Genomic DNA, 24,787 nt, shown 5'->3' on the forward strand with positions numbered 1-24,787 from the left:
TGGTGGTCAGCCCCGCTGGATGAGCCCGCGTACGTACGTGGCCTGGCCCGCGTGCTGAAGATCGTCCTCCAGCAGGCTCAGCAGCCGCACGCCGAGGGTGACCGGCGGGTCCCAGTTCTCGTCCACCACCCGGTCGAGGTCGGTCGGCCGCAGGCCGCGCAGGTACGCCAGGGTCCGGTCGACCACCGCCCGGTGGTAGTCGACGAGGGGCCGGCCGTCGGCCGGCCGGACGGCGGCGATCTGCTCGGGCCCGTGCCCGAAGCCGGTGTCGTCGGGATCGGCGGTCAGTCCGATCCGGCCCGCCCAGTCGCCGGTGACCCAGAGCTGCTGCTCCCCCAGCACGTCGGACACGCCGTGGTCCTGGATCCGGGTCAGGTGCCAGACCAGCCAGCCCACCGGGTTCGCGCCGGCGGCCGGGGCCCGTCGCAGCTGCTCCGCGCTCATCCCGCCGACCGCCGACTCGACCAGGTCGGGCAGCCGGCTGTACGCCTCGGTCAGCAGGTCGTTCACGTCCACAGGTCCACGCTCCTCCGCCGTCGGTGCCACCTCGGGCAGTACCGCGCGCACGGCCGGGCAAACCTCGCCCTAGGCTGATCATGTGGTCGCGGCGCTGGAGTTGTATCTCGACACCGACGCCACCCGGCGGATCCGGGTGCTCTGGGACGCGCTGGAGTCCGAGGGCGTGCAGAGCATGAAGTCCCTGCTCGAGCAGCGGCACCGGCCGCACGTCTCGCTCGCGGTGGCCCCGCGCTTCGACCCGGAACGGGTCGCCGAGGCGCTCGCCGGGATGGTGGTGGCCGCCCCGTTGCGGCTGGAGTTCCAGCACGCCGGCCAGTTCGTCGGGCGGGTGCTCTGGCTCGGGCCAAGTCCCACGGCCGACCTGCTGTCCCACCACGCCCAGGTGCACCACCGGCTCGCCCGGGCCGGCATCGACCTGGTCGAGCACTACCAGCCGGGCCGGTGGGTGCCGCACTGCACGCTGTCCATGCGGGTGCCGAACGCGCTGATGGCCGCCGCGGTACGCCGCTGCCTGGAGGTGCTGCCGCTGACCGCCACCGTGGTCGGCGCGTCCGTCACCGACCACGCCCGGGGCATCTCCCACCCGCTCCCCTGACCCGCCGGGGGTCAGCGCGGCCCGAAGTCGACCAGGAAGGTCGGGTACTCCGGCTGCGGGCACGGCTCGCCGCGGTGGCCGAGCCGCTCGTAGAAGGGCGCGGCAAGCTCGCGGTGGGCCTGCCACTCCAGGTGCCGGACCCGCCCGGCCGCCCACTCAGACACCGCCGCGAGCAGCGCCGCGCCCACCCCGCACCGGCGCCGGTCCGGGCGTACGTAGAGGTCGTGCAGGCGGACGGTGCGGTGCGCGTCACCCGAACGCAGGTGCGGACCGTGGTCCTGGGCGGCGGCGTACCCGGTCAGCCCGTCGGCGTCCACCGCGCCGAGCAGCGCCCAGCGGGGATCGGCGAGCAGGTCCAGGAACCGCTGCCGGTGCACCGCCGGCGGATCCTGCCCGACCCCCATGTCGCACAGCATCGGCCAGAGCGCCGGCCAGTCCCGGGCGGTCAGTTCTCGTACCGTCGTCACGCCGGCCAGGATGCGGTCCCCGACGACCGCCGGGCCACCGGTTTCCGGGCCACGCCCACCGGTCCGCCGGGTTGACAGGCGCATCGGAAAGCCTAGACTTACCGTTCGTGGCCACTTACCAAGGACGGATGCTCGACGCGCTGGGCGATCCGACCCGGCGTGCCGTCTTCGAACTCCTCGCCGCCGGGCCACGTTCGGTCGCCGAGATCGCGGCCGACCTGCCGGTCAGCCGTCCCGCGGTGTCCCAGCACCTCAAGGTGCTCAAGGAGGCCGCCCTGGTCTCCTCGACGGCCGTCGGCACCCGCCGCGTCTACACGCTGGACCCACGGGGTCTGGCCGCCGTGCGCGGCTACTTCGAACAGTTCTGGCAGCAGGCCCTGGCGGCGTTCGCGGACGCCGTCGAGAACCCTCCCGAGGAGGATCAGTGACCACCGCAGACACCGACACCGCCGTACGCACCAGCGTCCACGTCGAGGCGTCGCCCGAGCGCGCCTTCGAGGTCTTCACCGCCGGCATGGACCGGTGGTGGGACCGCTCGCATCACGTCCAGCCCGGCACACTCAAGGAAATCGGCGTCGAGCCGCGCGTGGGCGGTCGCCTGTGGGAGGAGAACGACGCCGGGGACGTCTGCGCCTGGGGCCGGGTGCTGACCTGGGACCCGCCGCGCACCTTCGCGTTCTCCTGGCTCATCGGCCCCGACTGGGGCATCCCCGCTCCCGACGCGCCCAGCAGCCGGGTCACCGTCACCTTCTCCCCGGAAGGCACCGGGACCCGGGTCGACCTGGTGCACGATCGACTGGACGCGCACGGCCCCGGCTGGGAGAGCGTCCGGAACGGGGTCGGCAGCGACGGCGGCTGGCCCGCCGGCCTGCGCGAGTACGCCAGGACGGTCTGACGCCCCGGCCCGGCCCGGTCCGGCAACACCTCCGCCGGGCCGGGGCGGTAACGGGCCGGCGTGGCCGTTCCGCCAGTCAGGCCTACACTTGCCAGATGAGGCAGACCTGGTGACCAGCGGAAGCACGCCGGCCACGGCCTACGGTCACGTCTGCCTGGCGTACGACGACCCGGCCGGGCTCGACGCCTGGGCAGTGGGGTACCTCGCAGCCGGGCTCGCCGCCGGCGAGCGGGTCGCCCTGATCGCCCCGGGCGCGCCGGACGAACTGGCCCGCCGGCTGGACCGGCTGCCCGGCCGCGACGCCGCGCTGCGCCAGGGCGCCTTGCGACTCCTCTCCGTCGCGCAGATGTACCGCTCCGGCGGGGTCGTCGACCCGCAGGCCCAGGTCCGGGTGTACGACGCCGCCACCGAGGAGGCGCTGGCCGCCGGCTACACCGGGCTGCGGGTGGTGGCCGAGGCGACCACGCTCGTCCGCACCGCCGCCCAGCGCGACACCTTCGCCCGCTACGAGCACCTGATGGACCACTACATCCGCCGCCGGCCGCTGTCGGTGACCTGCGCGTACGACCGGCGGGAGCTGGGCGGCCCCGCGATCGCGGAGCTGGCCTGCCTGCACCCGGAGACCAATGCGGAGGTGCTGTTCCGGCTGCACGCGGCGACCGGCGAGACGGTTGTCGCGCTCGGCGGCGAGCTGGACCCGTCCAACGACCGGCTCTTCGCCGCCGCCCTCGACCGGGCCGATCCGCGGGGTGTCGACGGCCGGTTGCTGGTCGACGCGACCGGGCTGCGCTTCGTCGACCACCGCAACCTGCTGCACCTGCGTGACCACGCGCGCCGGCACGGCGCCGACGTCGTGCTGCGCACCTCCCGGTCCGCGGTCGGCCGACTGGTCGAGCTGCTGGACCTCCCGGAGGTCCGGGTCGAGGTGGGGCGATGAGGACCGGCGCCGCGGCCGGGCACGTCGGCTACTACCACGAGGCGGTCTGCTACGACTCCGAGGAGCACCTGCTCGCCGTGGTGGTGCCGTTCCTGCTCGCCGGGGTCGAAGCCGGCGAACCCACGCTGGTGGGTCTCGGCGAACACAACGCGGAACTGGTCCGCCGGGCCCTTCCCGCCGACTCCGGGGTGGCCTTCCTGCCCGGTGGCGACCTCTACGCCCGCCCGGCCGCCGCGATCAGGGCGTACCGGACGCTGCTGGCCGGACACGTCGCCGAGGGCGCGGAGCAGATCCGGATCGTCGGCGAGCTGCCGGCTGCCGTCCTCGGCGCGACCTGGGACTGGTGGGCCCGCTACGAGTCGGCCATCAACCACGCGTACGACGACTTCCCACTGTGGAGCATGTGCGCGTACGACACCCGGACCACCGCACCGCAGGTGCTGGCGGACGTGGCACGCACCCATCCCCGGACGGCCCGGCCGGACGGCAGTCACGTGCCCACCGGGTGCTACACCGAACCCGCGAGCTACCTGGCGGAACGACGGCCGGTGCGGCTCGACCCGGTGCAGCGGGCCGCGCCGGTGCTCGAGCTGACCGACCCGACCCCGGCCGAGGCCCGCGCCGCCGTCCGGGCCGCCGACCGGGGGCAGCTCCCGGCCGACGAGGTCGAGGACCTGATGGTGGCGGTCAGTGAAATCGTGACCAACGCGCTGCGGCACGGTGACGGACCGGCCCGGATCCGGCTGTGGAGCGGCCCGGACCGGATCGTGGTGACCGTGCACGACCGCGGGGCCGGCCCGAAGGACCCGTACGCCGGCCTGCTGCCGGCGGGCAACGGCGCGTCCGGCGGCCTCGGGTTGTGGATCAGCCACCAGTCCTGCAACCATGTGGCGCTGCACCAGGACGACGGCGGCTTCACCGTCCGGCTGACCGCGGGGAACCCGCACTTCCCGGTCTGACCGGCTGGGGGAACGGCTCCCGAGCCGGTCCGGAACCGCCGAAGGCCGGGGTGGGGCTGGGGCTCGCACGCCGACGGCGGTACCGTTGCGCCTCATCATGCCCTGCGGGGCGGTCATCCGCCGGCCTGGCGCTGGCGAACCGACGGAGGATGGCGAATGTCCAACGGCGAGGAACCGTTCGCACCGCACGACGACGTGTCCGGGCGGCCGAGGTTCGAGACGGCGTTGCGTGGCTACGACAAACGCCAGGTGGACCGGTACGTCGAGCAGCTGGACGGCGAACTGTCCGCAGTGGTGGCCGGCCGGGACCGGGCGTACGCGCAGGCGCGGGAGCTGACCGCGCAGCTGCAGCGGGTCCAGGCCGAGGCGGCCGAGCTGCGGCAACGGCCGGCGGAGGTGGACCGGGCGTCCTTCCGCGACCTCGGCCCGATGGTCGACCAGATCCTCGACCTGGCCGAGCGGCAGGCCGGGCAGATCGCCGAGACCGCCGGCAAGCGGGCCGCCGACCTGCAGGCCCAGGCCGAGAAGGTGCTGGCCACCGCCCAGGAGGAGGCGGCCCGGGAGCGGCGTGAGCTGGAGGAGGAGCTGTCCCACCGCCGCGCCGAGGCGGAGCGGGCGGACGAGGAGCGGCGGACCGCCGCGCAGGCGGAGCTGACCGCGATCCGGGAGCTGGCGGAGAAACTGCGGTCGGAGGGGCAGGCCGCTCACGAGCGGGCACAGCAGGAGGCGAAACGGATCGCCGAGCAGAGCACCCAGCAGGTGGAGCAGGCCCGGTCGGCGTCGGAGGCGCTGGTGAAGGCGGCCCGCACCCAGATCCAGCAGGAGGTACAGGCCACCCGGAGCAAGGCCCAGCAGGAGCTGGCCCAGTGGCAGGCCACCATGGCCCGCGAGCTGGACGAGCGGCGGGCCGCCGCCGAGCAGGAGCTGGCCGACCGGGCCAGCGCCGCCGAGCGGGACATCGCCGCCCTGGTCGCCGAGGCCCAGCAGTACGCCACCGAGGTCCGCGAACGGGCCGACGAGGAGACCGCGTCCCACCAGGAGCAGCTGTCCACCGTGCAGCAGGAGATCCAGCAGCGGCAGGAGACGCTGGCGCAGCTGCAGGCCGAGCTGGACACCGTCGCCAAGGAGCTGGAGCGAAGCCAGCAGGAGATCGGGACGGTCGAGCGGGAGGGCGCCGCGCTGGAGGAGCGGCTGGTCGAGGTGCGCCGGGAGCTGGCCGCCGAGACCAAGCGACTGGACGACGCGCGCCGCGCGGCGGACCTGGCCGAGCAGCATGCCAAGGAGACCCGGGCCCGGGTGCAGCGGGAGGCGAAGCGGGTCGCCGACCTGGCCGCGGCGGCGGTCATGGCGGCCGCCGCGGGCGGCGCGGAGACCGCCGAGTACCCGATGGTGACGGCGCGAACGCTGGACGAGCCGGTGGTTACCGCGTCGGCGGAGCGTCCCGCCGTACCCGCTGCGGAGCGACCTGCCCTGGAGGCCGTCCCCGAGCGGCCGGCGCTGGACGGTCCCAGCTTCAACGCGTTCGCGGTTCGCCCGCCGGCCCCGCGGCACGCCCCGGAGGTGGAGATCACCGGCGAACTTACCGCCGGCCCGGACACCGGGATCCCGGCCAACGCCTGACGACGCCCCCTGACCGGCGCCCCGCCCCGGGCGCCGGTCAGGAGCCGGCCGGCTCATCGTCGTCTCCGCTCCGCCGTACGCGGCCTCCATCATGGTCTCCGGGCGACGATCCGAAGGCCGGTTCAGGTGCGGCGCAGCGCGGCCAGGTACCGGGCGACCGGGCCGGCGGTGAGCACGCCGCTGCCGGCGCCGGCCAGCTCATCCGCGGCGGGCAGCAGCTCGTCGTACAGCCGGGCGGCGGCGGCCCGGTCCGCCAGCGCGACGGCCGCCCGGGCGGCGAGGCAGAGCCGCGCCTCGCGCAGCAGGTCGTGCGGCGATTCCGGCAGGAATCGCAGCGCCTCGGCGGCCTCGTCCCGGCGGCCGGCGGTCAGCGCCGCGAGCGGTCGCACCCACGGCTCGTACGGGCCCCAGTCGGGGCCGTCGACCAGCGCCGGCCGGAGGTCTTCGTCGGTGGACAGCCGCAGGCAGAGCAGGGCGAACGGAAGCAGTCCCGGGGCCATGCCGGGCATCTGACCGCCGTCGAGTCGACCCGCCGCCGCCCGATACGCGGCCTCCGCCTCCGCCCGGCGTCCCTGCACCGCCTCGCGCAGGGCGGCGTACCAGGCGGTGAAGACGCCGACCAGCGGCAGGTCGTACCGCTCGGCGAGCCGGTCGGCGGCGGCCGCGTGCGCGTCGGCGGCGGCCAGGTCGGCGTACGCGCAGTGTGCCTGCAGCGCGATGAGGTGCCCCAGCACCTCGAAGGTCAACAGGTGGTGCCGGGCTGCCAGGTCGACCAGTTCGACGCCGATGCGGGCCCGTTCGGGGGCCAGGCCGGTCCGCCAGAAGGTGTGCATGAACCGGGCGTTGAGGGCGAAGGCCAGCAGCGCCGGTTCGCCCACCTCGCGGGCGATCTCCTCCGCCTCGGCCGCCGCCCGTCGCCCCCGGTCGGTGGTGCTGCCGCGCAGTTCGAGGGCGAGGGTGCTGAGCAGCCGGCTGCGGCGTTCCGCCGGGTCGGCGGGGAGCGCGACGAGGGCGCTCGCGGCGGCGGCGACGATCCGCCGGGACAGTTCCTCGTCGTCGTTGCGGGTCCAGACCGCCGGCACGTCGAAGGCGGCCAGCACGTCGGCGGTCAGCCCGGGGTCGTCGAGCCGGTCCACGGTGGCGACGGCCTCGGCCCGCAGCCGCCGGGTCCGGTCGAGGTGGCCGGTGACGGCGAGGTTGCGGCCCCAGCCGATGAGCGCGGCCAGTCGACCGCGTACGTCGTCGCCGCCGGCCCGGTCGTGGGCGGCGACGGCCTGCTGCCAGAGCCGGGCCGCCTCGTGGGGGCGGTAGCGGCGCTCGGCCCGTGCCGCCGCGTCCCGGGCGTGGCGGGCGGCGCGGGTGGCGGCGGACCGACCGGTGGCCTGTCCGAAGTGGTGGGCGAGGGCGACGGCGTCCTCCGGCCGCAGCCGCTCGAGCGCCGCCCCGACGGCGGCGTGCCAGCGGGCCCGGCGCGGTGCCGACACGTCGGTGTAGAGGGTGTCGCGGACCAAAATGTGGCTGAACCGGGTGCCGTCCGGGGTGAGGAACCCGGCCTGTACGGCCCGGTCCACGGCGTCGAGCATGGCGTCCTCGCCGACGAGGGCGGCCAGCACGTCCGCGTCGACGTCCCGGCCGATCACCGCGGCCTGCCGGAGCACCGTACGGGCCGGCTCGGGCAGTTGCGCCAGGCGGTGCCGGATGACGTCCCGCACGCCGGCCGGGACGGTGTCCAGCGCGGCGGCGCCTGCCACGGCGAGCAGCCGGGCCAGTTCCCGGACGAAGAACGGGTTGCCGCTGCTGCGCCGGTGCAGCACGCGGACCGCGGCCGGGTCGGGCTGCATCCCGGCAACGGCCCGGACCAGGTCGGCGGTCTCGGCCTCGGACAGCCCGCCCAGATAGACCCGGACGGGTTCGGCGCCGGCGAGCCGGGCGAGCGCCGAGGTCAGCTCGGCGGTGATCCCGGTGGCCCGGTAGGTGCCGACCACCAGCACCGGTCCGGTCACCGGCGCGGGGCCGGTGACCAGGGCGGTCAGCAGGTCGAGGGTGTCCTCGTCGGCCCGGTGCAGGTCGTCGACGACCACCAGCACCGGGGCCTGCCGCGCCGCCCTGGTCAGCTGCCCGGCGGCGATCTCGTGCAGCCGGTACCGGGCCACGGCCGGCTCCTCGGCTGGCTCGGCGGGCGGCGCCCCGTGCGGGCCGGGCAGCGCGGCGGCGATCTGCGTCCACGGCCAGGTGGCGGGACCGCCCTCGTACTCGGGCACCCGCCCCCACGCGCCGGTCCAGCCGGCCTCGACAAGTCGGTCGGTGAGCGCCTCGACGAACGCGGTCTTGCCGGCGCCCGCGTCCCCGGAGACCAGGGCGAGGGCCGGCCGGCCGTGCCGGGCCACCTCCTCGGCGAGCCCGGCCAACGCGGCCAGCTCGGCGCCGCGCCCGACGAAGGGCCGCCGGTGCCCGGGCTGCTCGGCGGCGGCGCCCACCCTGGGCAGCGGCCCCATGACGGGTCGGACGCGACGGCCCGGCGGCGGCTCGACGGCGGGGGCGACCGCCGATCCGGGCCGTCCGACCGCGGGCGGGGGCGCCAGGGGCGCGTCGAGGTGCGGAGCCTGGGCCAGGATGTCGGCCTCGAGCCGGCGCAACCCCGGGCCGGGGTCCACCCCGAGTTCCGCCACCAGCACCTCCCGGGCCCGCCGCAGCGCGGCCAACGCGTCGCCCTGCCGGCCCGTCCGGTAGAGGGCGACGGCGAGCAACTGCCACGCCTCCTCCCGGAACGGGTGGTTGGCGGTGTGGGCGCGCAGATCGGAGGCGGCCTCGGCACCGCGGCCCAGCGCCAGCAGCGCCTCGGCCCGCCGTTCGACCGCCAGCGTCCGCAGCTCGTCCAGCCGGTCGATCTCCGCCCGTGCCCAGGGCGCGTCGACGAACTCGGCGTACGCGGGTCCGCGCCAGAGGGCGAGCGCGTCGTCCAGCGCGGCGAGCGACCGCTCGTCCCGCCCGGCCACCCGCAGTTCGCCCGCCTCGCCGAGCGCCGCCTCGAACCGGCCGGCGTCGACCGTTTCGGGGGCGGCGTGCAGCGCGTACCCGGGTGGGGCGGTGACCAGCAGTCGGGCCGGCTGCCGCGGCGGCCGGTCGGGTTCCAGGGCCCGGCGTAGGTCCGCGACGAAGGTCCGGACGGCCGCGACCGCGCCCTCCGGCGGCTCGGCCCAGAGGTCGCCGACGAGCCGGTCGACCGGCACCACCCGGCCCCGGGCGACCAGCAGGCGCGCCAGCACCGCGCGCGGCCGGGTGCCCTTCAGCGGCACGGGGCCCCGGTCGTCGGCGGCCACCACCGGCCCGAGCACGCCGAAGGTCACCCTGGGTGCGCTCGGCCGGCTGGTCACGTCGACCACTCTAGGCAGGCCCCGGCCGGCGGACCGGCGCTCCGGCCAGGGCACTCATCCGACACTGATCCGCTGCTCATCCGCCCCGGTCATGGTCGACCCGGACCAGACGACACCCGGAGAGGACCTCTCGTGACACCGATGATCCCTGGATTCGACCAACACCGCGTCCCCGTCGCCGACGGCGTCACCCTGCACGCCGCGGTCGGCGGCACCGGCCGCCCGATCGTGCTGCTGCACGGGTTCCCGCAGACCCACCTGATGTGGCGGCACGTCGCCGCCGATCTGGCCGCCGATCACACCGTGATCTGCCCGGACCTGCGGGGCTACGGGGCCAGCGACAAGCCCGTCGACACGGACGGCACGGCCTACGCGAAGCGCACCATGGCCGCCGATGTGGTGGCCCTCGCCCGGGCGCTGGGGCACGAGCGGTTCGCCCTGGCCGGGCACGACCGGGGCGCCCTGGTGGCCATCCGCGCCGGCCTGGACCACCCGGACGTGGTCACCCACCTGGCCTCGCTGGACGTGCTGCCCACCCTCGACATGTGGGAGGTCATGCACGGGGTGACCGCCGCCGTCGGATTCCACCTCTACCTGATGGCGCAGCCGCCCGGCCTGCCCGAGCAGCTGATCGGGGCCGCCCCGGACGCCTTCTTCGGCTACTTCCTGGACCTCTGGGCCGGTGACCCGGACGCGATCCCCGCCGACGTCCGGGCCGCCTACCTGCGGGCCTGCCGGGCGGCGGTGCCCTCGATCGTCGCCGACTACCGGGCGTCGGCCGGCGTCGACGTCGAGCACGACCGGGCCGACCGGGCGGCGGGGAATCGGCTGCGCATGCCGGTGACCGTGCTCCAGCAGGACTGGGGATCGGCGCTGGGCTTCGACGCGGCGGCGCTCTGGCGGGCCTGGGCCACGGACCTGCGGCACGTGCCGGTCCCGTACGGGCACTTCATGGCGGAGGAAGCTCCGGCCGAGGTGGTGAAGGAGCTGCGCGCGTTGCTGGCCCGGTGAGCAACCGCGTTGACGGGTGCCGGGGGGAGACGGGCCGCACCTCCGGCACCGGGCACCGCCACCCGTCCCGGGAGTCCCGCGTGCCCGCGTACCGTCTCTTCCTCGTCCTCAGCGGCGTCGGCGCTGCTGGCCGCGAACGTGGTCTGGGCGGTCGGCGCGGTCTGCGTCGACGGCGCGTTGGAGGCCTGGGCCGCCGACGAGATCGGGGTGGCGCGGGTCGGCCGGGCGTTCGTCCGGGCCGGGCAGCTCGCCCAGGTGGGCACCGTGCTCGGCGCCGGCGTCTTCCTGGTCCCGGTGCTCTGGTTCGCGCTCGCCGCCCGGCGTTCCGCGGCAACGGTCCACATGGCAATCCCGGACCGCACCCGCGTCGCGCAACCGGCGCCCTGAGGGTCTTGCCCTGGACCTTGAGGCATGTCAATATTTGATCACTTTGCGTGTGTCTCTGACTTCGGGGGGTTGATCGACGTGCGGAAGATTTCCTCGATCGCGGCGGCGGCCACACTGGCCGTCGGCTGCACGGGTGTCGCGGTGGTCAGCGCGGCGGCGCCGGCAAGTGCCACCTGCAGCCACTACCACGAGAACGTCGACACCAAATTCGGCCAGCTCTTCAACGCCAGCAACGTCAACATCCGCACCGGCCCGCACACGAGCTGCCCCTCCCTGGGCTACGGGCAGTTCAGCCACAGCGTGGACTTCCACTGCTTCACCAACGGCGACCGGGTGAGCGCGAACGGCCACACCACCTACACCTGGACCTACCTGAAGGACACCACGACCGGGGTGTCCGGCTGGGTCGCCGACGCCCTGCTGGACGGCCTCGGCAGCGGCATCGCCTGCTGACCGTCCCCGCGCCGGCCGCGACGAGCGGGCAGGATGGCTCGACATGGACACCATCGAGCCGATCCTGTACCCGCCGATCGAGCCGTACGCCACGCATCGGGTGGCCGTCGGCGACGGCCACGAGCTGTACGTGGAGGAGGTGGGCCGGCCGGACGGCGTGCCGGTGGTCTTCCTGCACGGCGGCCCCGGCGGCGGCCTCGTGCCAGCGGCCCGGCGGTTCTTCGACCCGGACCGCTACCGCGTGGTGCTGTTCGACCAGCGGGGCGCGGGCCGGAGCACGCCGGCGGGTGGCCTGCGCGGCAACACCACCTGGCACCTGGTCGACGACATGGAGGTGATCCGCGAGCGGCTCGGGGTCGACTCGTGGCTGGTGTTCGGCGGGTCGTGGGGCGTCACCCTCGGCCTGGCGTACGCGCAGACCCACCCCACCCGGGTCACCGGCCTGATCCTGCGCGGCGTCCTGCTCATGCGCCGCACCGAGCGGGACTGGTTCTACCAGGGCGGCCTGCGCCACCTCCAGCCGGACGAGTGGGACCGGTTCGTCGCGCCGATCCCGGAGCCGGAGCGGGACGACGTGCTGGCCGCGTACCACCGGCGGTTGCACGGACCGGACGAGGCGGAGGCGCGGGCCTGCGCGGCGGCGTGGGGCCGGTGGGAGGCGGTGAACTCCTCGCTGGTGCCGGACGCCGGCCTGCTCGCGCACTTCACCGCCGACGCGCACGCCCTGCCGATCGCCCGGATCCTCTCCCACTACGTCTGGCACGGCGGCTTCCTCAGCGCAGACACGCAACTCCTCGACGGGGTGGACCGGATCCGCCACCTGCCCGCCGTCATCATCAACGGCCGCTACGACCTGTGCTGCCCAACCGTGTCCGCGTACGACCTGGCGCGGCGCTGGCCGGAGGCGGAGCTGCGGATCGTGCCGGACGCCGGGCACTCGGCGGCGGAGCCGGGCATCGCCCGGGAACTGCTACGCGCCACCGACGAGTTCGCCGTCCGGCTCGCCGGCTGAGCGAGCCGGCGCTCCGCTCAGTTGCTGGACGCTGTGCTCTGCGGCCAGCAGCGCGCGAATCGCGTCGCCGATCACCGGGTCCACCGGGAAGCGCGCCGCCAACCACTCCAGGGTCACCCGGGCCGCCTCGCGGTTGCGCTGGTAGCCGGGCACCATCTCCGCCAGCGGCAGCACCTCCGGCGGGTACGCCCGCTCCACCCGGCGGCTGGGGTCGAACGGGTCCCGCCGGTGCGCGGTCGCCTCGGGGGCGGTCAGCCGGAGCAGCGCGAGCACCCGGTCCACCGCGTACGACTGGATGAACCGCGACGCGGTGAGCCGCTCCCCGCGCAGCTCGCGGTGCAGGCCGACGTAGAGGTTGGTCAGCGCCTCGTTGAGGTGGAACTCGACGGTGTCGTACGGCGTGCCGGGCCGGGGTGGCGGACCGGACTCGGCCAGGCCGGCGGGCGCGTCGGGGCGCTGCCACACCACCCGGGCGCCGGTGAACGGCAGCCGGGCCAACTCGTCGACCGTGAAGACCGCGTACTCGACGAAGATGCCGTCGGCGTAGAGCGCCTTGCGTCCGTTCCGCTCGTTGCGGAAGCTGTACGCCACCGGGCAGGGCACCGCCAGCCAGTCGACCGAGTCGACGTACCGGGCCACCGCCCCGTCCCGCACGACGAGGAAGAAGTCCAGGTCGGAGTGGGCGTCGAGGCGGTCGTGCTCGGCACCGGCGGACCCGAGGCCGAGCAGCGCCAGGGTGTCCGGCCGGGCGGCGAGGTGGACGGCGAGGTCGTCGAGTCGACGCAGCATCGGGTGCATCCGTCGTCCCTTCCGTGAAGAGTCGACGTTTCAGCCCGTACGGCCCTGCACCGCCGCCGGGGTCGCGACACCGATGCGGCCCATTCTGCCCCGTGCGGGCGTCTGGTTCACCCCTGCTCGGCCCGTAGCGGTCGGGTTTCCGTCGTCCGGGCGCCCCCTCGTGATCTACCCAGCCACCACCGCCGGTGGCAGGATCATCCGCGTGACGGGTTCGCTGTTCGCGGTCAGTGATCTCCACGTGTCGTACGAGGAGAACCGTAGGGTGGTCGACCGCCTGCAGCCGGAGTCGGCGGACGACTGGCTGATCGTGGCCGGTGACGTGGCCGAACTGTTCGGCGCGGTCGAGGAGACGTTGCGGCTGCTCCGCGACCGGTTCGCCCAGGTGATCTGGGCGCCGGGCAACCACGAGCTGTGGACGCACCCGTCCGACCCGGTGACCCTGCGCGGGCAGGAGCGCTACGCGGCGCTGGTGGCGATGTGCCGTGACCTCGGCGTGCTGACCCCGGAGGACGACTTCCCGGTCTGGCAGTCGGAGGACGGGCCGGTGGTGGTGGCCCCGCTGTTCCAGCTCTACGACTACTCGTTCCGCGCGCCGGGCACCAGCAGCAAGGAGGAGTCGCTACGCCGGGCGTACGACGCCGGGGTGGTGTGCACCGACGAGGTGCTGCTGCACCCGGACCCGTACCCGGACCGGGAGTCCTGGTGCTGGGCGCGGCTGGCCGAGACCGAACGCCGGCTCGCCGCCGTCGACCCGGCCCTGCCGACCGTCCTGGTCAGCCACTGGCCATTGGTGCGCCAGCCCACCGAGGTCCTCTGGTACCCGGAGTTCGCCCAGTGGTGCGGCACCGAGCGCACCGCCGACTGGCACGTCCGGCACCGGGCGGTCGCCGCCGTCTACGGGCACCTGCACATCCCCCGCACCACGGAGTACGACGGGGTGCGCTTCGAGGAGGTGTCGCTGGGCTACCCGCGCGAGTGGCGCAGAAGGGGCGACGAGCCTCAGCCCATGCGCCGGATCCTGGGCGGCAAGCAGTGATCGAGACCCTGCTGCCCCCGGCCGTCGTGACGGTCCACGCCTTCTCCGACATCCCCGGCGAGGCCCCGTACCCGGGCGAGGAGGACCTGGTCGCCAAGGCCGTGGAGATTCGCCGCCGCGAGTTCGTCACCGCCCGCCGCTGCGCCCGCGAGGCGCTGGGCAAGCTGGGCCACGCCCCGGCTCCGATCCGCTCCGGCCCTCGCCGGGAGCCGGTGTGGCCGGCCGGGGTGGTCGGCAGCATCACCCACTGCGCCGGCTACCGGGCGGCGGCGGTCGCCCGGGACACCGACCTGGCCGCCGTCGGCATCGACGCGGAACCGCACGACATCCTCCCCGAGGGGGTGGGTGCGGCGGTGACCGTCCGCGGCGAGCCGGAGCTGCTGCGCCGGCTCGGCCGGGGGAACCCGACCGTCCACTGGGGTCGGCTGCTGTTCAGCGCCAAGGAGTCGGTCTACAAGGCGTGGTACCCGCTGACCGGGCGCTGGCTCGGCTTCGAGGACGCCGAGCTGTCCATCGACCCCGCCGCCGGGACCTTCACCGCCCGGGTGCTGGTCGACGGCACCCGCGCCGACGGCGGGCCGCCGCTGACCGAGCTGCACGGCCGCTGGCTGGTCGCCCGCGGCCTGATCGTCACGGCCGTGACCGTGCCCTGTTGACCGACCCCCTGTCCAGGCGGGCGTCCAGTCGCCGTCAGGAGCTCTGCCAGGTCGGCGGCCGGGCTACGGCGTTGGGGGGGGCGGAGGATCCGCGCGTCGCGGCGGCGCTGGCCCACACCGGCTGGCAGGGGCGGCTACGGCCCACCACCTGCCACCTGTGCTCCTGCTACACCACCCTGTACGTCCAGGTCACACCGGACGGCGGCGCGGTCTGGTCACCGCAGAACACGCCGCCGAGCTGGCTGCCGCGCTCCACCGAGGACCCGCCCACGCTGCTGCCTGCCGTCGGGCCGCGCCGAGCCACGCCCTACCAGGCCAGCGCCTGGCACGAGGGCGGGTCAACGCTCGGCGGCCACCCGCAGTGGATCCAGGACGCGGAGCACGTCGGCTGCCCGGCGTGCGGGGAGCCGATGGACTACGTCGGCCTCGTCGGCGGCGCCGACCTCGACTTCGGCGAAGGCGCCTACTACCTCCACCTGCACGCGCCGTGCGGCCTCGCCGCCGTCAACTACCAGCAGAGTTGACAGCTAGCCCACGCTCTCGGCCAGGGGCGCGGGCTCGTCGGCCATGGCCGCCACGGCCCGGAGCAGCTCGGCCGCCGGGGCGTCCGCCGGGAAGAACGTCTCGATGGAGATCTCGTCCAGCGTCACGTCCCGGGGCGAACCGAACATCGTCATCGTGTAGAGCAGCGCCAGCTCGCCGTACTCGGTCGCCAGCCGCAGCGGGACGACCAGATCCTCGGCCGGCGCGGCGGCGACCGGGCTCGGCTCCGGCGCCGGGTAACTCTCCAGTTCCGCCAGCAGCTCGGCCAAGCCTTCGGCGGCGGTGCGGGCGAGCTGGCGGCGGACCCGGCGCAGCACGTGCGCCCGCCACTGCGCGAGGTTCACGATCCGCCGGGACAGGCCGTCCGGATGCAGCGTCGCGCGCAGCACGTTGACCCGTGGCGTCCGCAGCTCCTCCGGCACCCCCTGCAGGAACACCGCCATGGTGCGGTTCGCGGCGAGCATTTCCCACCGTACGTTGACGGCCAGCGCCGGATTCGGCTCGTGGCCGGCGAGGACGGCCTCCACGGCGGCCCGCGCGGCGCCGAGGTCGGTGAACGGCCGCTCGGGGTGCACCGGCGCGAACCCGGCGGCGAGGTAGAGCGTGTTGCGCTCCCGCAGCGGCACGTCCAGCTCGTCGCAGAGCCGCTCGATCATGCCGCGGCTCGGGTTGGCCCGCCCGGTCTCGACGAAGCTGAGGTGCCGGGTGGACAGCTCGGCCGAGACCGACACGTCGAGCTGTGAGCGGCCTCGCCGCTCCCGCCAGCGCCGAATCAACACGCCCACCGGTTCGGTCCTGGTCATGGCACCAGCCTCACGCGTAACGCGGCACGGGGCAATGACCTCCCAGGTAATCGACGCCGACCGGGTCGGGGCCGCACGGTTCCAGGTGTGGCAGCCGCCGCACCGCACCGTCGACACGAGGAGGAACCACCATGACATCCGCGTACCAGGCCACCGTCGAGCGCTACGTCCGGTTCTGGAACACCGGCAAGCCCGACGAGCAGCAGGAACTCGCCGCGGAGACGTTCACCGACGACGTCCGGTACCACGCGGTGATCGGGGTGTTCACCGGCCGCCAGGCGCTGATCGGCTTCCACGACCAGTTCACCGGGCACATGACCGACGCGGTGTTCCAGCGCCGTGGCGAGCCGCAGTTCCACCACGACCGGGGCCGGCTGCTGTGGGAGATCGAGGTGGGTGACGGAAAGTCCTTCGCCACCGGCACCGATGTGCTGGTGTTCGACGCGGACGGCCGGATCAGCGAGATCACGGCGTTCCTGGACCGGGCGCCGGAAGGCTTCGACCCGCACGCCCACCACTGACCCCGCGACGATCCCGGCGGGGCGGTGGTCCGCCCCGCCGGGTCGGGGTTCAGTGGCCCCGCTTGGCCCGGTGGATCTCCACCGGCAGGGCCGGCGCGCCGTCGATCGGCGCCGGGTCCTCCGGCGTGGCGGCGATCCCGCCGGCCGCGATCCGGTCCAGGGTGGCCAGCCCGGCCTCGTCGACGGTGCCGAAGACGGTGTAGTTGGGGCGCAGCGCCGAGTCGGACTGGACCAGGAAGAACTGGCTGCCGTTGGTGTCCGGTCCGGCGTTGGCCATGGCCAGGGTGCCCCGGGCGTAGAGCCGGCGGACCCCGGTCGGGTCGGTCGGCGCCGGCGGCAGGTCGGTGGGGAGTTCGTCGGCGTACCGGTAGCCCGGGCCGCCCTCGCCGGTGCCGGACGGGTCGCCGCACTGCAGCACCTTCAGCGTCGGGTACGCGGTGAGCCGGTGGCACGGCGTCCGGTCGTAGAACACGTGTCGGGCCAGGTGCAGGAAGCTCTGCACGGTGCACGGGGCCTGTTCCCGGTCGAGGGTCAGCCCGATCGGCCCCTGGTTGGTGTGCAGGGTGACCCGGACCGCGCCGTGGTCGGGCGTGTGTCGGGGGTCCGGCGGCAGCGGCACCGGCCGGGCCGCCGGCTCATCCGGCGTCGGTGTGTACGCGCACGGCCCCGCCGTGGGCGCCGGCGTGACGGCCGGCGCCGCGGTCGCGGCGGCGCCCCCGGTGGTGACCAGCGCGGCGGAGATCACCACCACGCCGGCCAGGCGGGACAGCAGCGGCGGGACGGCGTGCGGTCGGGTGTCGCTCGACACGTGGGTCCTCCCTGGACTCGTGGGACCAGAAAGATCGAAGTCTATGGACCTGGTGGGCCGATGTCGATGACCGCCGACCGTCGATGGCAGGATCATGGGCATGTCTGTGCTGCCCGGTGAGCTGAGCACGCCGTATCCGGTAGTCGACGTGGACGTGCTGGACCGCAACGTGCGGGCGATGGCGGCGAGCGCCGCCGCACGCGGGATCGCGCTTCGGCCGCACGCCAAGACCCACAAGTGCCTGCAGATCGCCCACCGCCAGCGGGAAGCCGGTGCGGTGGGCCTGACCATCGCCACCATCAGCGAGGCCGAGGTGCTCGCCGAGGCCGGGTTCACCGACCTCTTCATCGCGTACCCGATCTGGGCGTCGCCGGCCCGCGCCCGGCGGCTGCGCGCGCTCGCCGAGCGCGCGTCGCTGCGGATCGGGGTGGACTCGACCGAGGCCGCCGCCCTCCTCGCCGACGCCCTGCGCGGAACCGGCGCCGAACTGCTCGTCGAGATCGACAGCGGGCATCACCGCAGCGGGGTACGGCCGGAGGCGGCGGGCGAGGTGGCCGTGGCGGCGGCCCGAGGCGGCGCCCGGGTCGGCGGCGTCTTCACCTTTCCCGGCCACGGCTACGCGCCGGGCCGGCGGGATTCGGCGGCGGCCGACGAGGCCGCCGCGCTGGACCGGGCGACGGCGGCGCTCACCGCCGTCGGCATCGATCCCCGGGTACGCAGCGGCGGGTCGACGCCCACCGCGGCGGCGGCGGACCCCCGCGCACTCACCGAGATGCGTCCCGGGGTCTACGTCTTCAACGACGCGCAGCAGGTCGAGCTGGGCGGCTGCGACTGGTCGGACGTGGCGCTGACGATCGCCGCGACCGTGGTGAGCAGGTCCGGGTCGCGTGTCATCCTCGACGCCGGCGGCAAGGTCCTCGGCGCGGACCAGGCCGCCTGGGCAACCGGGGCCGGTCGGCTGCCCGACCACCCCGAGGCCCGTATCACCGCGCTGTCCGAGCATCACGCCACGGTCACCTTCCCCGAGGGGCAGCCCACCGTGCGGCTCGGCGACGTCGTCCGGGTGGCGCCCAACCACGTGTGCGCCGCGGTCAACCTCGCCGACGAGTTCGTCGTCGTGTCCGGCGGTCGGGAGATCGACCGCTGGGCCGTCGCCGCCCGCGGCGCCAACACCTGAGGCGTACGGCGCGGCGAAGGTCCTGATCACCGGTACGTCGACGGCGCAGCCGGGTGACGCCTCCCCCACCAGGGCAGGAGTTGGGCGAGGCCGAACAGCACCTCGACGGCGAGGAACAGCCACAGCATCCGGGTGACACCCTGGGCCAGCGCGTACGCCTGCCACATCGCGAACAGCGTGCGCGCGATGCCATCGAACAGTCCGTGCACAGGCCGCGTCCGGACGATGCGCAGGAGGGCCCAGACGACCACGACCGAGCCCATCAGGTTCGCGAACAGAGTCTGCACCGGGTCAAGGGCGGGCAGCACGCCCAGTCCGAGGGCGTTACCGAGCCGTGACAGCGCGTCGTGCAGCAGTGCGTAGGTCCACGGCGTCGCGAAGCCCGCGGTGACGACGAGGTCGTACCAGGCGCTCGCGCGGACGAGACGAAGGTAGGCGGGACGGGGGTGCACGACGACCTCCTGCTGGTCGGGCTGCGGGGATGCCCGACGCTAAACCCTGGAGTACGCTCCAAGGTCAAGTCCACGAGCCGGCGGGGTGCCATGCGTATCGGGGAACTGGCCGCGCGAGCGGGTACGAGCACGGACACCATCCGTTTCTACGAGAAGGTCGGCCTGGTCGCGGGCCGGCGGCTGCCGAACGGCTACCGCGACTTCCCGCCGGAGACGGTGGAGTGGTTGCACTACGTCCGCACGGCGCAGCTCCTCGGCTTCTCGCTGGCGGAGATCGCCCGGACCGGCGAGCAACTGCGCGACGCGCCCGACACCGCAGCGGCGCTGTCGGCGCTGTTCCGGGAGAAGATCGCCGTCATCGACGCCCGGATGGCCGAACTCGCCGCCCTGCGCGACGACCTCACCGCCCGCGCCGACACCGGGTGTCCGTTGCGTCCGGCCAGCCCGGAGGGGAACACCGGGCCCCGCCGGGCTACGGTTTCGTCATCACCGGGACGGCCCTAAGCTGGGGGTCGGTACCGCGCTGTGAGCAGGGAGGGAGCGCCATGAGCCAGACCGAGCGGACGGACTTCACCGACGAATGGAACGTGGCCGAGGACGACGGCGTCCTGGACGCCTCGGACACCCTCGACGACGGCGTCGGCGATCCCCTCGACACCGGCATCGCCCCGGCGGATCGCTGGGCGGGAGCGAACCGGTTCGGCACCACCCCGGCGGAGGAGCGGGCCGGCGAGTCCCTCGCGCAGCTGCTCGCCCAGGAGGAGCCGGACATCGACCCGTACGCCGAGCCGGACGACGACGAGGACGAGCTGACCCGCCGCGGGTACGAGCGGGAGGCGCGGACGGGGCGCCTGGTCGCCCCCGACGCGGCCTTCGGCGAGGATCAGGAGGCGGATTCGTTCGCCTGGGACGCCGGGATCGACGGCGGCGGGGCCAGCGCGGAGGAAGCCGCGGTCCACCTGGTCGACGACCCGGAGGGCCCGGGCGACGGCCCGTTGCGCTGAGGCCACGAACCGCGCCACCTCAGGCGCTCGGCGCCGGGGGCTCGACGGATCCGGTCACGATCCCGGAACCTCCGGCTGCGCCCGCCCGGGCCGGTCGTCGGGCTCGGCGCCGGGGAGGCCGGTCCGATCCAGTTGAAGGTTGCGAGCGGTCGATTTCTTGACGTGCTGCTCGCAAGCTATATCTGGCCGGCCGGGCTCGGATTCTGGTCAGACTTACTTCGGCGATACCGGACAGCAGGCCGGACCCGCGCCGACTGATCGACGCGGGTCCGGTGATCTCAGCTAGCGGTTCAACAGGTGCCGGGTCGGAGGGCGAAGTCGGTGGTGAGCGTCTTGCCCGCCTTGATACTCACCTTCTGGGACTGCGGGACCCAACCGTCGCGGGCCACGATGACCTCGATCGGGTTGGCGCCCGACGGCGCCCAGATGGCGTACTTGCCGTTGGCGTCGGCCTTCAGGGTGAACGTCCAGCCGCCCCTGCCGTTGACCTGAACGGTGGCGCCGCGCAGGGCGGCGCTGTTGCCCTGACAGTCGATGCCGGTGACGGTGCCGGTCAGCTTGCCCCAGTCCTTGGGCGGGTTGACCACCATCGTCACGTCGATCGGCGCGACCGCGTACGGGGTGTCGGACTTGATCCCGAGTTGCGCGGTGTAGGTGCCGGGCTGCTCCACCTCCGCCGAGGTGGCGTCGAGCGAGACGTCCACCGTGACGCTCTGTCCAGGCTGGAGCGTCGCCGTGGTGGGAGACGCGGACAGCCACGGTACGTCGGTGACGGTGGCGCACTGGTCGAAGCCGGGCAGCAGTTCGCTTTCCGGCGTCGGGGTGAACCCGCCGGTCGATCCACCGACCTTCACGAACCCGCACGCCGCCCCGGCCCGGTAGCGGGCGAAGTTGGCGTTGGGCAGCGCCGACCAGGAGTTGGCCGCCGGGTCGTACGCCCAACCCTGGTTGGTGACGATGGTGGAGTTGTTGATGACACCCGTGGACAGCAGGAGCAGTCCGTTGGCGGTGTCGGCGGCCACGCCCCAGAAGTCGACCGGCAGGTCGGCCAGCTGGGTCCAGGTGTTGGTGCCCGGGTTGTAGCCGTAGGTGCTCTTCAGGGTCGTCGGCCCGTTACCGCCGGCGCAGTAGACCGTGCCGTTGATCCCGCCGCAGCCCTGCCAGGCGACGGCGACCGGGTACGGCGCGACGGTGGTGAACGAGTCAGCTCCCGGGTTGTACCGGACGACCGCGTTGGACTTGGCGCAGTTGCCGTCCACGCACCCGCCGACCAGGTAGATCTGGCCGTCGGCCACCGCGATGCCAGGGGCTGCCCGCGGCGCCGGGTTGACCGCGGCCCGGGTCTGCCAGGCGTTGGTGGCGGGGTCGTAGGCGTACACCTTGCTGGACGTGTTACCGGCCGTGTCCCAGCCGCCGAACACGTACAGCTTGCCGTCGACAAACGCCGCCGCCGGCTTCTCCAGCGCCGCCGGCAGGTCGGCGATCCGGGTCCAGGCGTTCGTCGCCGGGTCGTACACGTAGCTGTTGGCGAGGTTGGCGCTGCCGGAGACCCCGCCCACCGAGTAGACCTTGCCGTCGTACGCGGCCACGGCGTTATCCATCACCGGGACCGGGTAGTTGGCGGTGTTGACCCACGGCGGCGCGTACGGGGACGGCTCGACCGGGTCACCGGCCTTGTTGTCGCCCAGCCAGCCGATCGACGTGCCACTGCCCTTGACCAGGTTGTTCTGCAGTGGCGCGCCGCGCGGCCCGAGGATCTCGAAGCCGCCGCGCCGCTCGGACAGGTCGACGGTGGCCGGCGCGTTGCCGGTGTTGGTGATCGTCGTCTTCACCGTCGACTTCTGCCCGAGCGTCTGGGTGCCGGTCAGCGACGGCGGGGTGATGGTCAGCCGGCCGGCCTTGAGCAGGTAGTCGGCTCGGTTGCTTTGGTCGGCCGCGACGTTCACGGTGGAGGTGACCGACCCGTAGTTGCTCTTCGCCGCCGTGAACGGGTGCTCCCCGCTCAGCGACGAGAACATCCAGTAGAAGCCATCGCCGAGGTTGCCGTCGTCCGGCGTCGCCGCGGTGGTGGCCTTCTCGGCCGGCTTGTCCACGCTGGTCACCGTGGCGCCGTTCAGACCGCCCGAGATGTTGCTGTCGAGCACCTGGCCGAGCACGAGTCCACCGGGGATCGGGTCGCAGGACCGGTTGACGACGGAGAAGTTGTCGACCTCCCACCACCAGGCGTAGGTGGCCTGGTGGTGGAACCGGATCCGCACGTCGGCGTGCCCGCCGGCCTGCGGGATCTGGACCTCCTCGAGCACCGGGCCACGGCGGCTGGTGGTGGTCCAGTTCGAGGCGATCACCCAGGTGTTACCGCCGTCGAGGCTGAACTCGACGTTGGCGAAACCGTTGAGTGCCCGGTAGTCGCTGTTGAACCGCAGCACCGGCGACGGCACGGCGGTCAGGTCCAGCGACGGGGTGATCAGGTCGGAGTCGACGGGCTTGCCGGAACCGGCCGCATCGGTGTCCACGATCGCGTACTTGCCGGTGCCGCCGGTGAGGTTGCCCCGGTTGCGCGGGTCGGTGAACACCCAGCCGCCGTTGGCGGTACGGTTCACCACGTTCCAGCCCTCCGGGGTCGTCCCCGACTCGAAGGACTCGGTGAGCACCGGGGTGCCGTAGTTGAACTTGTAGCCGGCGGCGGTGCAGGTGTTCTCGACGGAAAGGTCGAAGTTCTTCACCTGGTCGCCGTCACCGACGGTGATCTGCGCGGCGCCCTGCTGGTACGCCGGGTACATCGCCTTCACGGTGAGCCCATACTCGCCGGCCGGCAGGTCGACGGAGTACGCGCCGGTGGCGGGATCGGTGAACACCGGTCCGCCCGGCTTGCCGGCCACGTCGATCCGCGCGTACAGCGGCCAGCCGTGCCCGGAGCCGTCCTTCACCACGCCGGAGACCTTACGGGCCGGTACGGCGTCGAGGGTGAAGTTCGCGGTCACGCTGCCGCCGTCGGTGACGGTGACCGTCTGGGTCTTCGGCGCGAAGCCGAACGCCGATGCGGTCAGCTCGTGCTGCCCGGCCGGCAGGCTCAGCTTGTAGCCGCCCTGGTCGTCGGTAACGGTGCCGCTGCCGCCGACGCGCACGGTAGCGCCGGCGATCGGCGCGCCGCCGGACTTGGTGACCTTGCCGGTGACCTCACCGTGCGGCCCGGCGACGCAGTTGGGGAACTTCATCGCCCCGACGCGGGTGTGCCACGTAGCGGAGCTGGTGGTGGTCAGGTACTCGGAGGTGAACCAGAAGGTGCAGCCGTCGGTCGGGTCCACCGACATCGAGCTGTAGTCACCCCAGCGGGCCGCCGAGTGGGTCTGCGCGCCCGTCCCGGCGATCAGCGTCCGCTCGCTCTGCCCGAGCTGGCCGAGCGGGTCACCCGAGAGCCGGCCGGCCATCCGGATCGACGGGTACGAGGTGCTGCTCGACGCCGAGTAGCCGAAGGCGATGTTGCCGGAGACGTCCATCGCGCCGCTGGACATCCAGCGGTGCTCGGCGTCCGGCGCGTAGGTGCCCTGCTGGTTGATGCGCCAGTCGGTGGGCGAGCTGCTCTGCAGCTCGTACCACCGGATGCCGGCGTGGTCCGTGCCGTCGGCGTCGACCGTGTGGTTCAGCACGATCGAGGCGTGGTCGCCGAAGTTCCGGTAAGCGGCCCGGTTCATCAACCGGTCGGCGATCGCGTCCAACCGCGCCGAGGTGCCCTGCTGGGGGACGCAGGTGCGGGCGTAGTTGCACATGTTCGAGTCGAACGGCGCGGTTTCCAGGTAGCGGCTCGGGGCCAGGTTGTTGCCGAATGTGGAGTTTGCCGGGTTGCCCCAGTCAACTTTGAAGTCCCACATAAGCAACCGGTCCGTGGGCGAGATGCCCCACGCGTCGTCGTCGAACATGACGAACGGGTTCGGCGCCCCGGCCGACGGGGCGAGACCCTCCGAGTCGGACGGCAGCAGGCCACCGAAGTCCGGTCCGAGGTGGAAGTACACCATCCGGGCCGCCTGGCCGGAGAGCATCTTCTCCCGCTCGAACGCCACTGCGCCGGCACCGACGAACGACGGCGCGAACTCGTTGGCCGTCATGTAGTAGGCGTCCGGCCAGATCCCGAACTTCGGGTAGTCGTTCATCCGGGTCTGGTGGTACAGGAAGTCGTACCGGTAGAAGGCGCCGGTCGGGTCACCGGTCTGCGAGATGGCGATGCACTGGTGCATGCCGGACGACCCGCCGGGCAGGGCGAACTGGGTGAGCATCCACCGGTCGGCGGCCTCGTCGTAGAGCACGACGGGGTCGCCGTCGTTGCGGGTCTCGCAGGGTCCGCCGAAGCCCGACCAGATGGCGTTGCCGGGCAGCGGTCCGAGCAGCAGGCTGCCGGTCTTGCTGTAGACGGCGTAGTGCAGGTTCACCATCTGCACGTAGTGGTTGGGCCCCACGTCGCCGTTGGTGTCCGGCGGCAGCACCCCGTCGATGTTGCCGACGCCCTCGAAGTTGGCGGCGAACTCAGGTACCTGAGACGCGGTGAAGCCTCGCTGCACGGCATCGCTTCCCGCCTTGGCGGTCAGCTCCGCCGCCTGCCGGTCGAGCGATCGAGCGGGCTGTACCGCATTTGCCGATACCTGTCCATCTTTTTGTTTCGGAGCGATTTCGCGCAGTTTCCGAGACAGGTCATGTTTGGCGGCTTGGCGCACTTCGGCCTTTGCGGCCGGGCGGGCGGGAGCGGCGGATTCGGGGCCCACGGGTTG

25 protein-coding genes are annotated in these 24,787 nt (G+C 73.7%); 17 read left to right on the plus strand and 8 right to left on the minus strand.

Annotation, left to right across the window (positions count from 1 at the left end):
* Positions 1 to 6: 6 nt before the first annotated feature.
* Positions 7 to 516, minus strand: coding sequence for a mycothiol transferase (locus tag ONA70_RS02965; protein WP_265004819.1), 510 nt, complete (start codon positions 514 to 516; stop codon positions 7 to 9).
* Positions 517 to 598: 82 nt separating this feature from the next.
* Between ONA70_RS02965 and ONA70_RS02970 the strand changes: the two genes are divergently transcribed.
* Entirely contained in the window at positions 599 to 1,114 is a 516-nt protein-coding gene (locus ONA70_RS02970; protein WP_265004753.1) for a 2'-5' RNA ligase family protein, read from the plus strand.
* 11 nt (positions 1,115 to 1,125) lie between these two features.
* Here the strand turns inward: ONA70_RS02970 and ONA70_RS02975 are convergent, their stop codons facing one another.
* Positions 1,126 to 1,581 (minus strand): GNAT family N-acetyltransferase, encoded by a 456-nt coding sequence (locus tag ONA70_RS02975; RefSeq protein ID WP_265004754.1) that lies wholly within the window; start codon positions 1,579 to 1,581, stop codon positions 1,126 to 1,128.
* 107 nt (positions 1,582 to 1,688) lie between these two features.
* Here ONA70_RS02975 and ONA70_RS02980 point away from each other — a divergent pair, with 107 nt between their 5' ends.
* From ONA70_RS02980 to ONA70_RS03000, 5 genes are all read left to right on the plus strand, one after another.
* Positions 1,689 to 2,009: an ArsR/SmtB family transcription factor gene (locus ONA70_RS02980; protein ID WP_265004755.1), complete on the plus strand. Its 321-nt coding sequence runs from the start codon at positions 1,689 to 1,691 to the stop codon at positions 2,007 to 2,009.
* Positions 2,006 to 2,476, plus strand: a complete 471-nt coding sequence (locus ONA70_RS02985) for an SRPBCC family protein (RefSeq protein ID WP_265004756.1) — start codon at positions 2,006 to 2,008, stop codon at positions 2,474 to 2,476. Before ONA70_RS02980 ends, ONA70_RS02985 begins: the two co-directional genes overlap by 4 nt.
* 109 nt (positions 2,477 to 2,585) lie before the next feature.
* A complete protein-coding gene (locus tag ONA70_RS02990; RefSeq protein ID WP_265004757.1) occupies positions 2,586 to 3,413 on the plus strand; it encodes an MEDS domain-containing protein in 828 nt (275 codons plus the stop codon).
* Positions 3,410 to 4,372: a sensor histidine kinase gene (locus ONA70_RS02995; RefSeq protein ID WP_265004758.1), complete on the plus strand. Its 963-nt coding sequence runs from the start codon at positions 3,410 to 3,412 to the stop codon at positions 4,370 to 4,372. Before ONA70_RS02990 ends, ONA70_RS02995 begins: the two co-directional genes overlap by 4 nt.
* A 156-nt stretch (positions 4,373 to 4,528) precedes the next feature.
* On the plus strand, positions 4,529 to 5,992 hold the full coding sequence (locus ONA70_RS03000) for a hypothetical protein (RefSeq protein ID WP_265004759.1): 1,464 nt from the start codon (positions 4,529 to 4,531) through the stop codon (positions 5,990 to 5,992).
* 122 nt (positions 5,993 to 6,114) lie between these two features.
* Here ONA70_RS03000 and ONA70_RS03005 read toward each other — a convergent pair whose 3' ends face one another.
* Positions 6,115 to 9,366, minus strand: a complete 3,252-nt coding sequence (locus tag ONA70_RS03005; RefSeq protein ID WP_265004760.1) for an AfsR/SARP family transcriptional regulator — start codon at positions 9,364 to 9,366, stop codon at positions 6,115 to 6,117.
* Between the two features lie 141 nt (positions 9,367 to 9,507).
* Between ONA70_RS03005 and ONA70_RS03010 the strand changes: the two genes are divergently transcribed.
* From ONA70_RS03010 to pip, 4 genes are all read left to right on the plus strand, one after another.
* The gene (locus ONA70_RS03010) at positions 9,508 to 10,377 is read left to right on the plus strand and encodes an alpha/beta fold hydrolase (RefSeq protein ID WP_265004761.1); all 870 of its coding nucleotides are present in this window, start codon (positions 9,508 to 9,510) and stop codon (positions 10,375 to 10,377) included.
* Between the two features lie 138 nt (positions 10,378 to 10,515).
* On the plus strand, positions 10,516 to 10,764 hold the full coding sequence (locus ONA70_RS03015) for a hypothetical protein (protein WP_265004762.1): 249 nt from the start codon (positions 10,516 to 10,518) through the stop codon (positions 10,762 to 10,764).
* Between the two features lie 78 nt (positions 10,765 to 10,842).
* Complete coding sequence (locus ONA70_RS03020) at positions 10,843 to 11,217, plus strand: SH3 domain-containing protein (protein WP_265004763.1); 375 nt, start codon at positions 10,843 to 10,845, stop codon at positions 11,215 to 11,217.
* A gap of 43 nt (positions 11,218 to 11,260) precedes the next feature.
* Positions 11,261 to 12,229 carry a prolyl aminopeptidase gene (pip, locus tag ONA70_RS03025; RefSeq protein ID WP_265004764.1) on the plus strand — a complete coding sequence of 323 codons (969 nt, stop codon included), beginning with the start codon at positions 11,261 to 11,263 and terminating at the stop codon, positions 12,227 to 12,229.
* Here pip and ONA70_RS03030 read toward each other — a convergent pair.
* Positions 12,188 to 13,018 carry a hypothetical protein gene (locus ONA70_RS03030; protein ID WP_265004765.1) on the minus strand — a complete coding sequence of 277 codons (831 nt, stop codon included), beginning with the start codon at positions 13,016 to 13,018 and terminating at the stop codon, positions 12,188 to 12,190. The two genes, pip and ONA70_RS03030, sit on opposite strands and share 42 nt — an antisense overlap.
* Before the next feature lie 211 nt (positions 13,019 to 13,229).
* Here ONA70_RS03030 and ONA70_RS03035 point away from each other — a divergent pair, with 211 nt between their 5' ends.
* From ONA70_RS03035 to ONA70_RS03045, 3 genes are read left to right on the plus strand one after another with little or no spacing between them, the layout of a single operon-like run.
* Positions 13,230 to 14,063, plus strand: coding sequence for a metallophosphoesterase family protein (locus ONA70_RS03035; RefSeq protein WP_265004766.1), 834 nt, complete (start codon positions 13,230 to 13,232; stop codon positions 14,061 to 14,063).
* Positions 14,060 to 14,719, plus strand: a complete 660-nt coding sequence (locus tag ONA70_RS03040; protein WP_265004767.1) for a 4'-phosphopantetheinyl transferase family protein — start codon at positions 14,060 to 14,062, stop codon at positions 14,717 to 14,719. The genes ONA70_RS03035 and ONA70_RS03040 overlap by 4 nt, the downstream gene beginning before the upstream one ends.
* The gene (locus ONA70_RS03045) at positions 14,716 to 15,243 is read left to right on the plus strand and encodes a hypothetical protein (protein ID WP_265004768.1); all 528 of its coding nucleotides are present in this window, start codon (positions 14,716 to 14,718) and stop codon (positions 15,241 to 15,243) included. Before ONA70_RS03040 ends, ONA70_RS03045 begins: the two co-directional genes overlap by 4 nt.
* 3 nt (positions 15,244 to 15,246) lie before the next feature.
* Here ONA70_RS03045 and ONA70_RS03050 read toward each other — a convergent pair whose 3' ends face one another.
* Positions 15,247 to 16,065 (minus strand): helix-turn-helix transcriptional regulator, encoded by an 819-nt coding sequence (locus tag ONA70_RS03050; protein ID WP_265004769.1) that lies wholly within the window; start codon positions 16,063 to 16,065, stop codon positions 15,247 to 15,249.
* 131 nt (positions 16,066 to 16,196) lie between these two features.
* On the opposite strand from ONA70_RS03050, the gene ONA70_RS03055 reads away from it, so the two are divergent.
* On the plus strand, positions 16,197 to 16,586 hold the full coding sequence (locus ONA70_RS03055) for a nuclear transport factor 2 family protein (protein ID WP_265004770.1): 390 nt from the start codon (positions 16,197 to 16,199) through the stop codon (positions 16,584 to 16,586).
* Between the two features lie 49 nt (positions 16,587 to 16,635).
* Here the strand turns inward: ONA70_RS03055 and ONA70_RS03060 are convergent, their stop codons facing one another.
* A complete protein-coding gene (locus tag ONA70_RS03060; RefSeq protein ID WP_265004771.1) occupies positions 16,636 to 17,394 on the minus strand; it encodes a peptidylprolyl isomerase in 759 nt (252 codons plus the stop codon).
* A 100-nt stretch (positions 17,395 to 17,494) separates the two neighbouring features.
* On the opposite strand from ONA70_RS03060, the gene ONA70_RS03065 reads away from it, so the two are divergent.
* Positions 17,495 to 18,571 carry an alanine racemase gene (locus ONA70_RS03065; RefSeq protein WP_265004772.1) on the plus strand — a complete coding sequence of 359 codons (1,077 nt, stop codon included), beginning with the start codon at positions 17,495 to 17,497 and terminating at the stop codon, positions 18,569 to 18,571.
* A 26-nt stretch (positions 18,572 to 18,597) separates the two neighbouring features.
* On the opposite strand, the gene ONA70_RS03070 is transcribed toward ONA70_RS03065, so the two are convergent.
* Positions 18,598 to 19,023 (minus strand): hypothetical protein, encoded by a 426-nt coding sequence (locus ONA70_RS03070; RefSeq protein WP_265004773.1) that lies wholly within the window; start codon positions 19,021 to 19,023, stop codon positions 18,598 to 18,600.
* Between the two features lie 90 nt (positions 19,024 to 19,113).
* On the opposite strand from ONA70_RS03070, the gene ONA70_RS03075 reads away from it, so the two are divergent.
* Positions 19,114 to 19,527: a MerR family transcriptional regulator gene (locus ONA70_RS03075; RefSeq protein WP_265004774.1), complete on the plus strand. Its 414-nt coding sequence runs from the start codon at positions 19,114 to 19,116 to the stop codon at positions 19,525 to 19,527.
* A gap of 41 nt (positions 19,528 to 19,568) precedes the next feature.
* The gene (locus ONA70_RS03080) at positions 19,569 to 20,027 is read left to right on the plus strand and encodes a DUF5709 domain-containing protein (protein WP_265004775.1); all 459 of its coding nucleotides are present in this window, start codon (positions 19,569 to 19,571) and stop codon (positions 20,025 to 20,027) included.
* A 290-nt stretch (positions 20,028 to 20,317) separates the two neighbouring features.
* Here ONA70_RS03080 and ONA70_RS03085 read toward each other — a convergent pair whose 3' ends face one another.
* Positions 20,318 to 24,580, minus strand: coding sequence for a carboxypeptidase regulatory-like domain-containing protein (locus tag ONA70_RS03085; RefSeq protein WP_265004776.1), 4,263 nt, complete (start codon positions 24,578 to 24,580; stop codon positions 20,318 to 20,320).
* Between the last annotated feature and the right edge of the window lie 207 nt (positions 24,581 to 24,787).

Origin of the sequence: Micromonospora yasonensis, from assembly GCF_026013475.1 — a bacterium.
In the GTDB taxonomy this organism is placed as follows: domain Bacteria; phylum Actinomycetota; class Actinomycetes; order Mycobacteriales; family Micromonosporaceae; genus Micromonospora; species Micromonospora yasonensis.

Coding starts and splice junctions, on each gene's coding strand:
- ONA70_RS03065 (WP_265004772.1), top strand. CDS start 17,495: ATGTCTGTGCTGCCCGGTGAGCTGAGCACGCCGTATCCGGTAGTCGAC.
- ONA70_RS02995 (WP_265004758.1), top strand. CDS start 3,410: ATGAGGACCGGCGCCGCGGCCGGGCACGTCGGCTACTACCACGAGGCG.
- pip (WP_265004764.1), top strand. CDS start 11,261: ATGGACACCATCGAGCCGATCCTGTACCCGCCGATCGAGCCGTACGCC.
- ONA70_RS03055 (WP_265004770.1), top strand. CDS start 16,197: ATGACATCCGCGTACCAGGCCACCGTCGAGCGCTACGTCCGGTTCTGG.
- ONA70_RS03050 (WP_265004769.1), bottom strand. CDS start 16,065: ATGACCAGGACCGAACCGGTGGGCGTGTTGATTCGGCGCTGGCGGGAG.
- ONA70_RS03000 (WP_265004759.1), top strand. CDS start 4,529: ATGTCCAACGGCGAGGAACCGTTCGCACCGCACGACGACGTGTCCGGG.
- ONA70_RS03010 (WP_265004761.1), top strand. CDS start 9,508: ATGATCCCTGGATTCGACCAACACCGCGTCCCCGTCGCCGACGGCGTC.
- ONA70_RS03075 (WP_265004774.1), top strand. CDS start 19,114: ATGCGTATCGGGGAACTGGCCGCGCGAGCGGGTACGAGCACGGACACC.
- ONA70_RS03080 (WP_265004775.1), top strand. CDS start 19,569: ATGAGCCAGACCGAGCGGACGGACTTCACCGACGAATGGAACGTGGCC.
- ONA70_RS03030 (WP_265004765.1), bottom strand. CDS start 13,018: ATGCTGCGTCGACTCGACGACCTCGCCGTCCACCTCGCCGCCCGGCCG.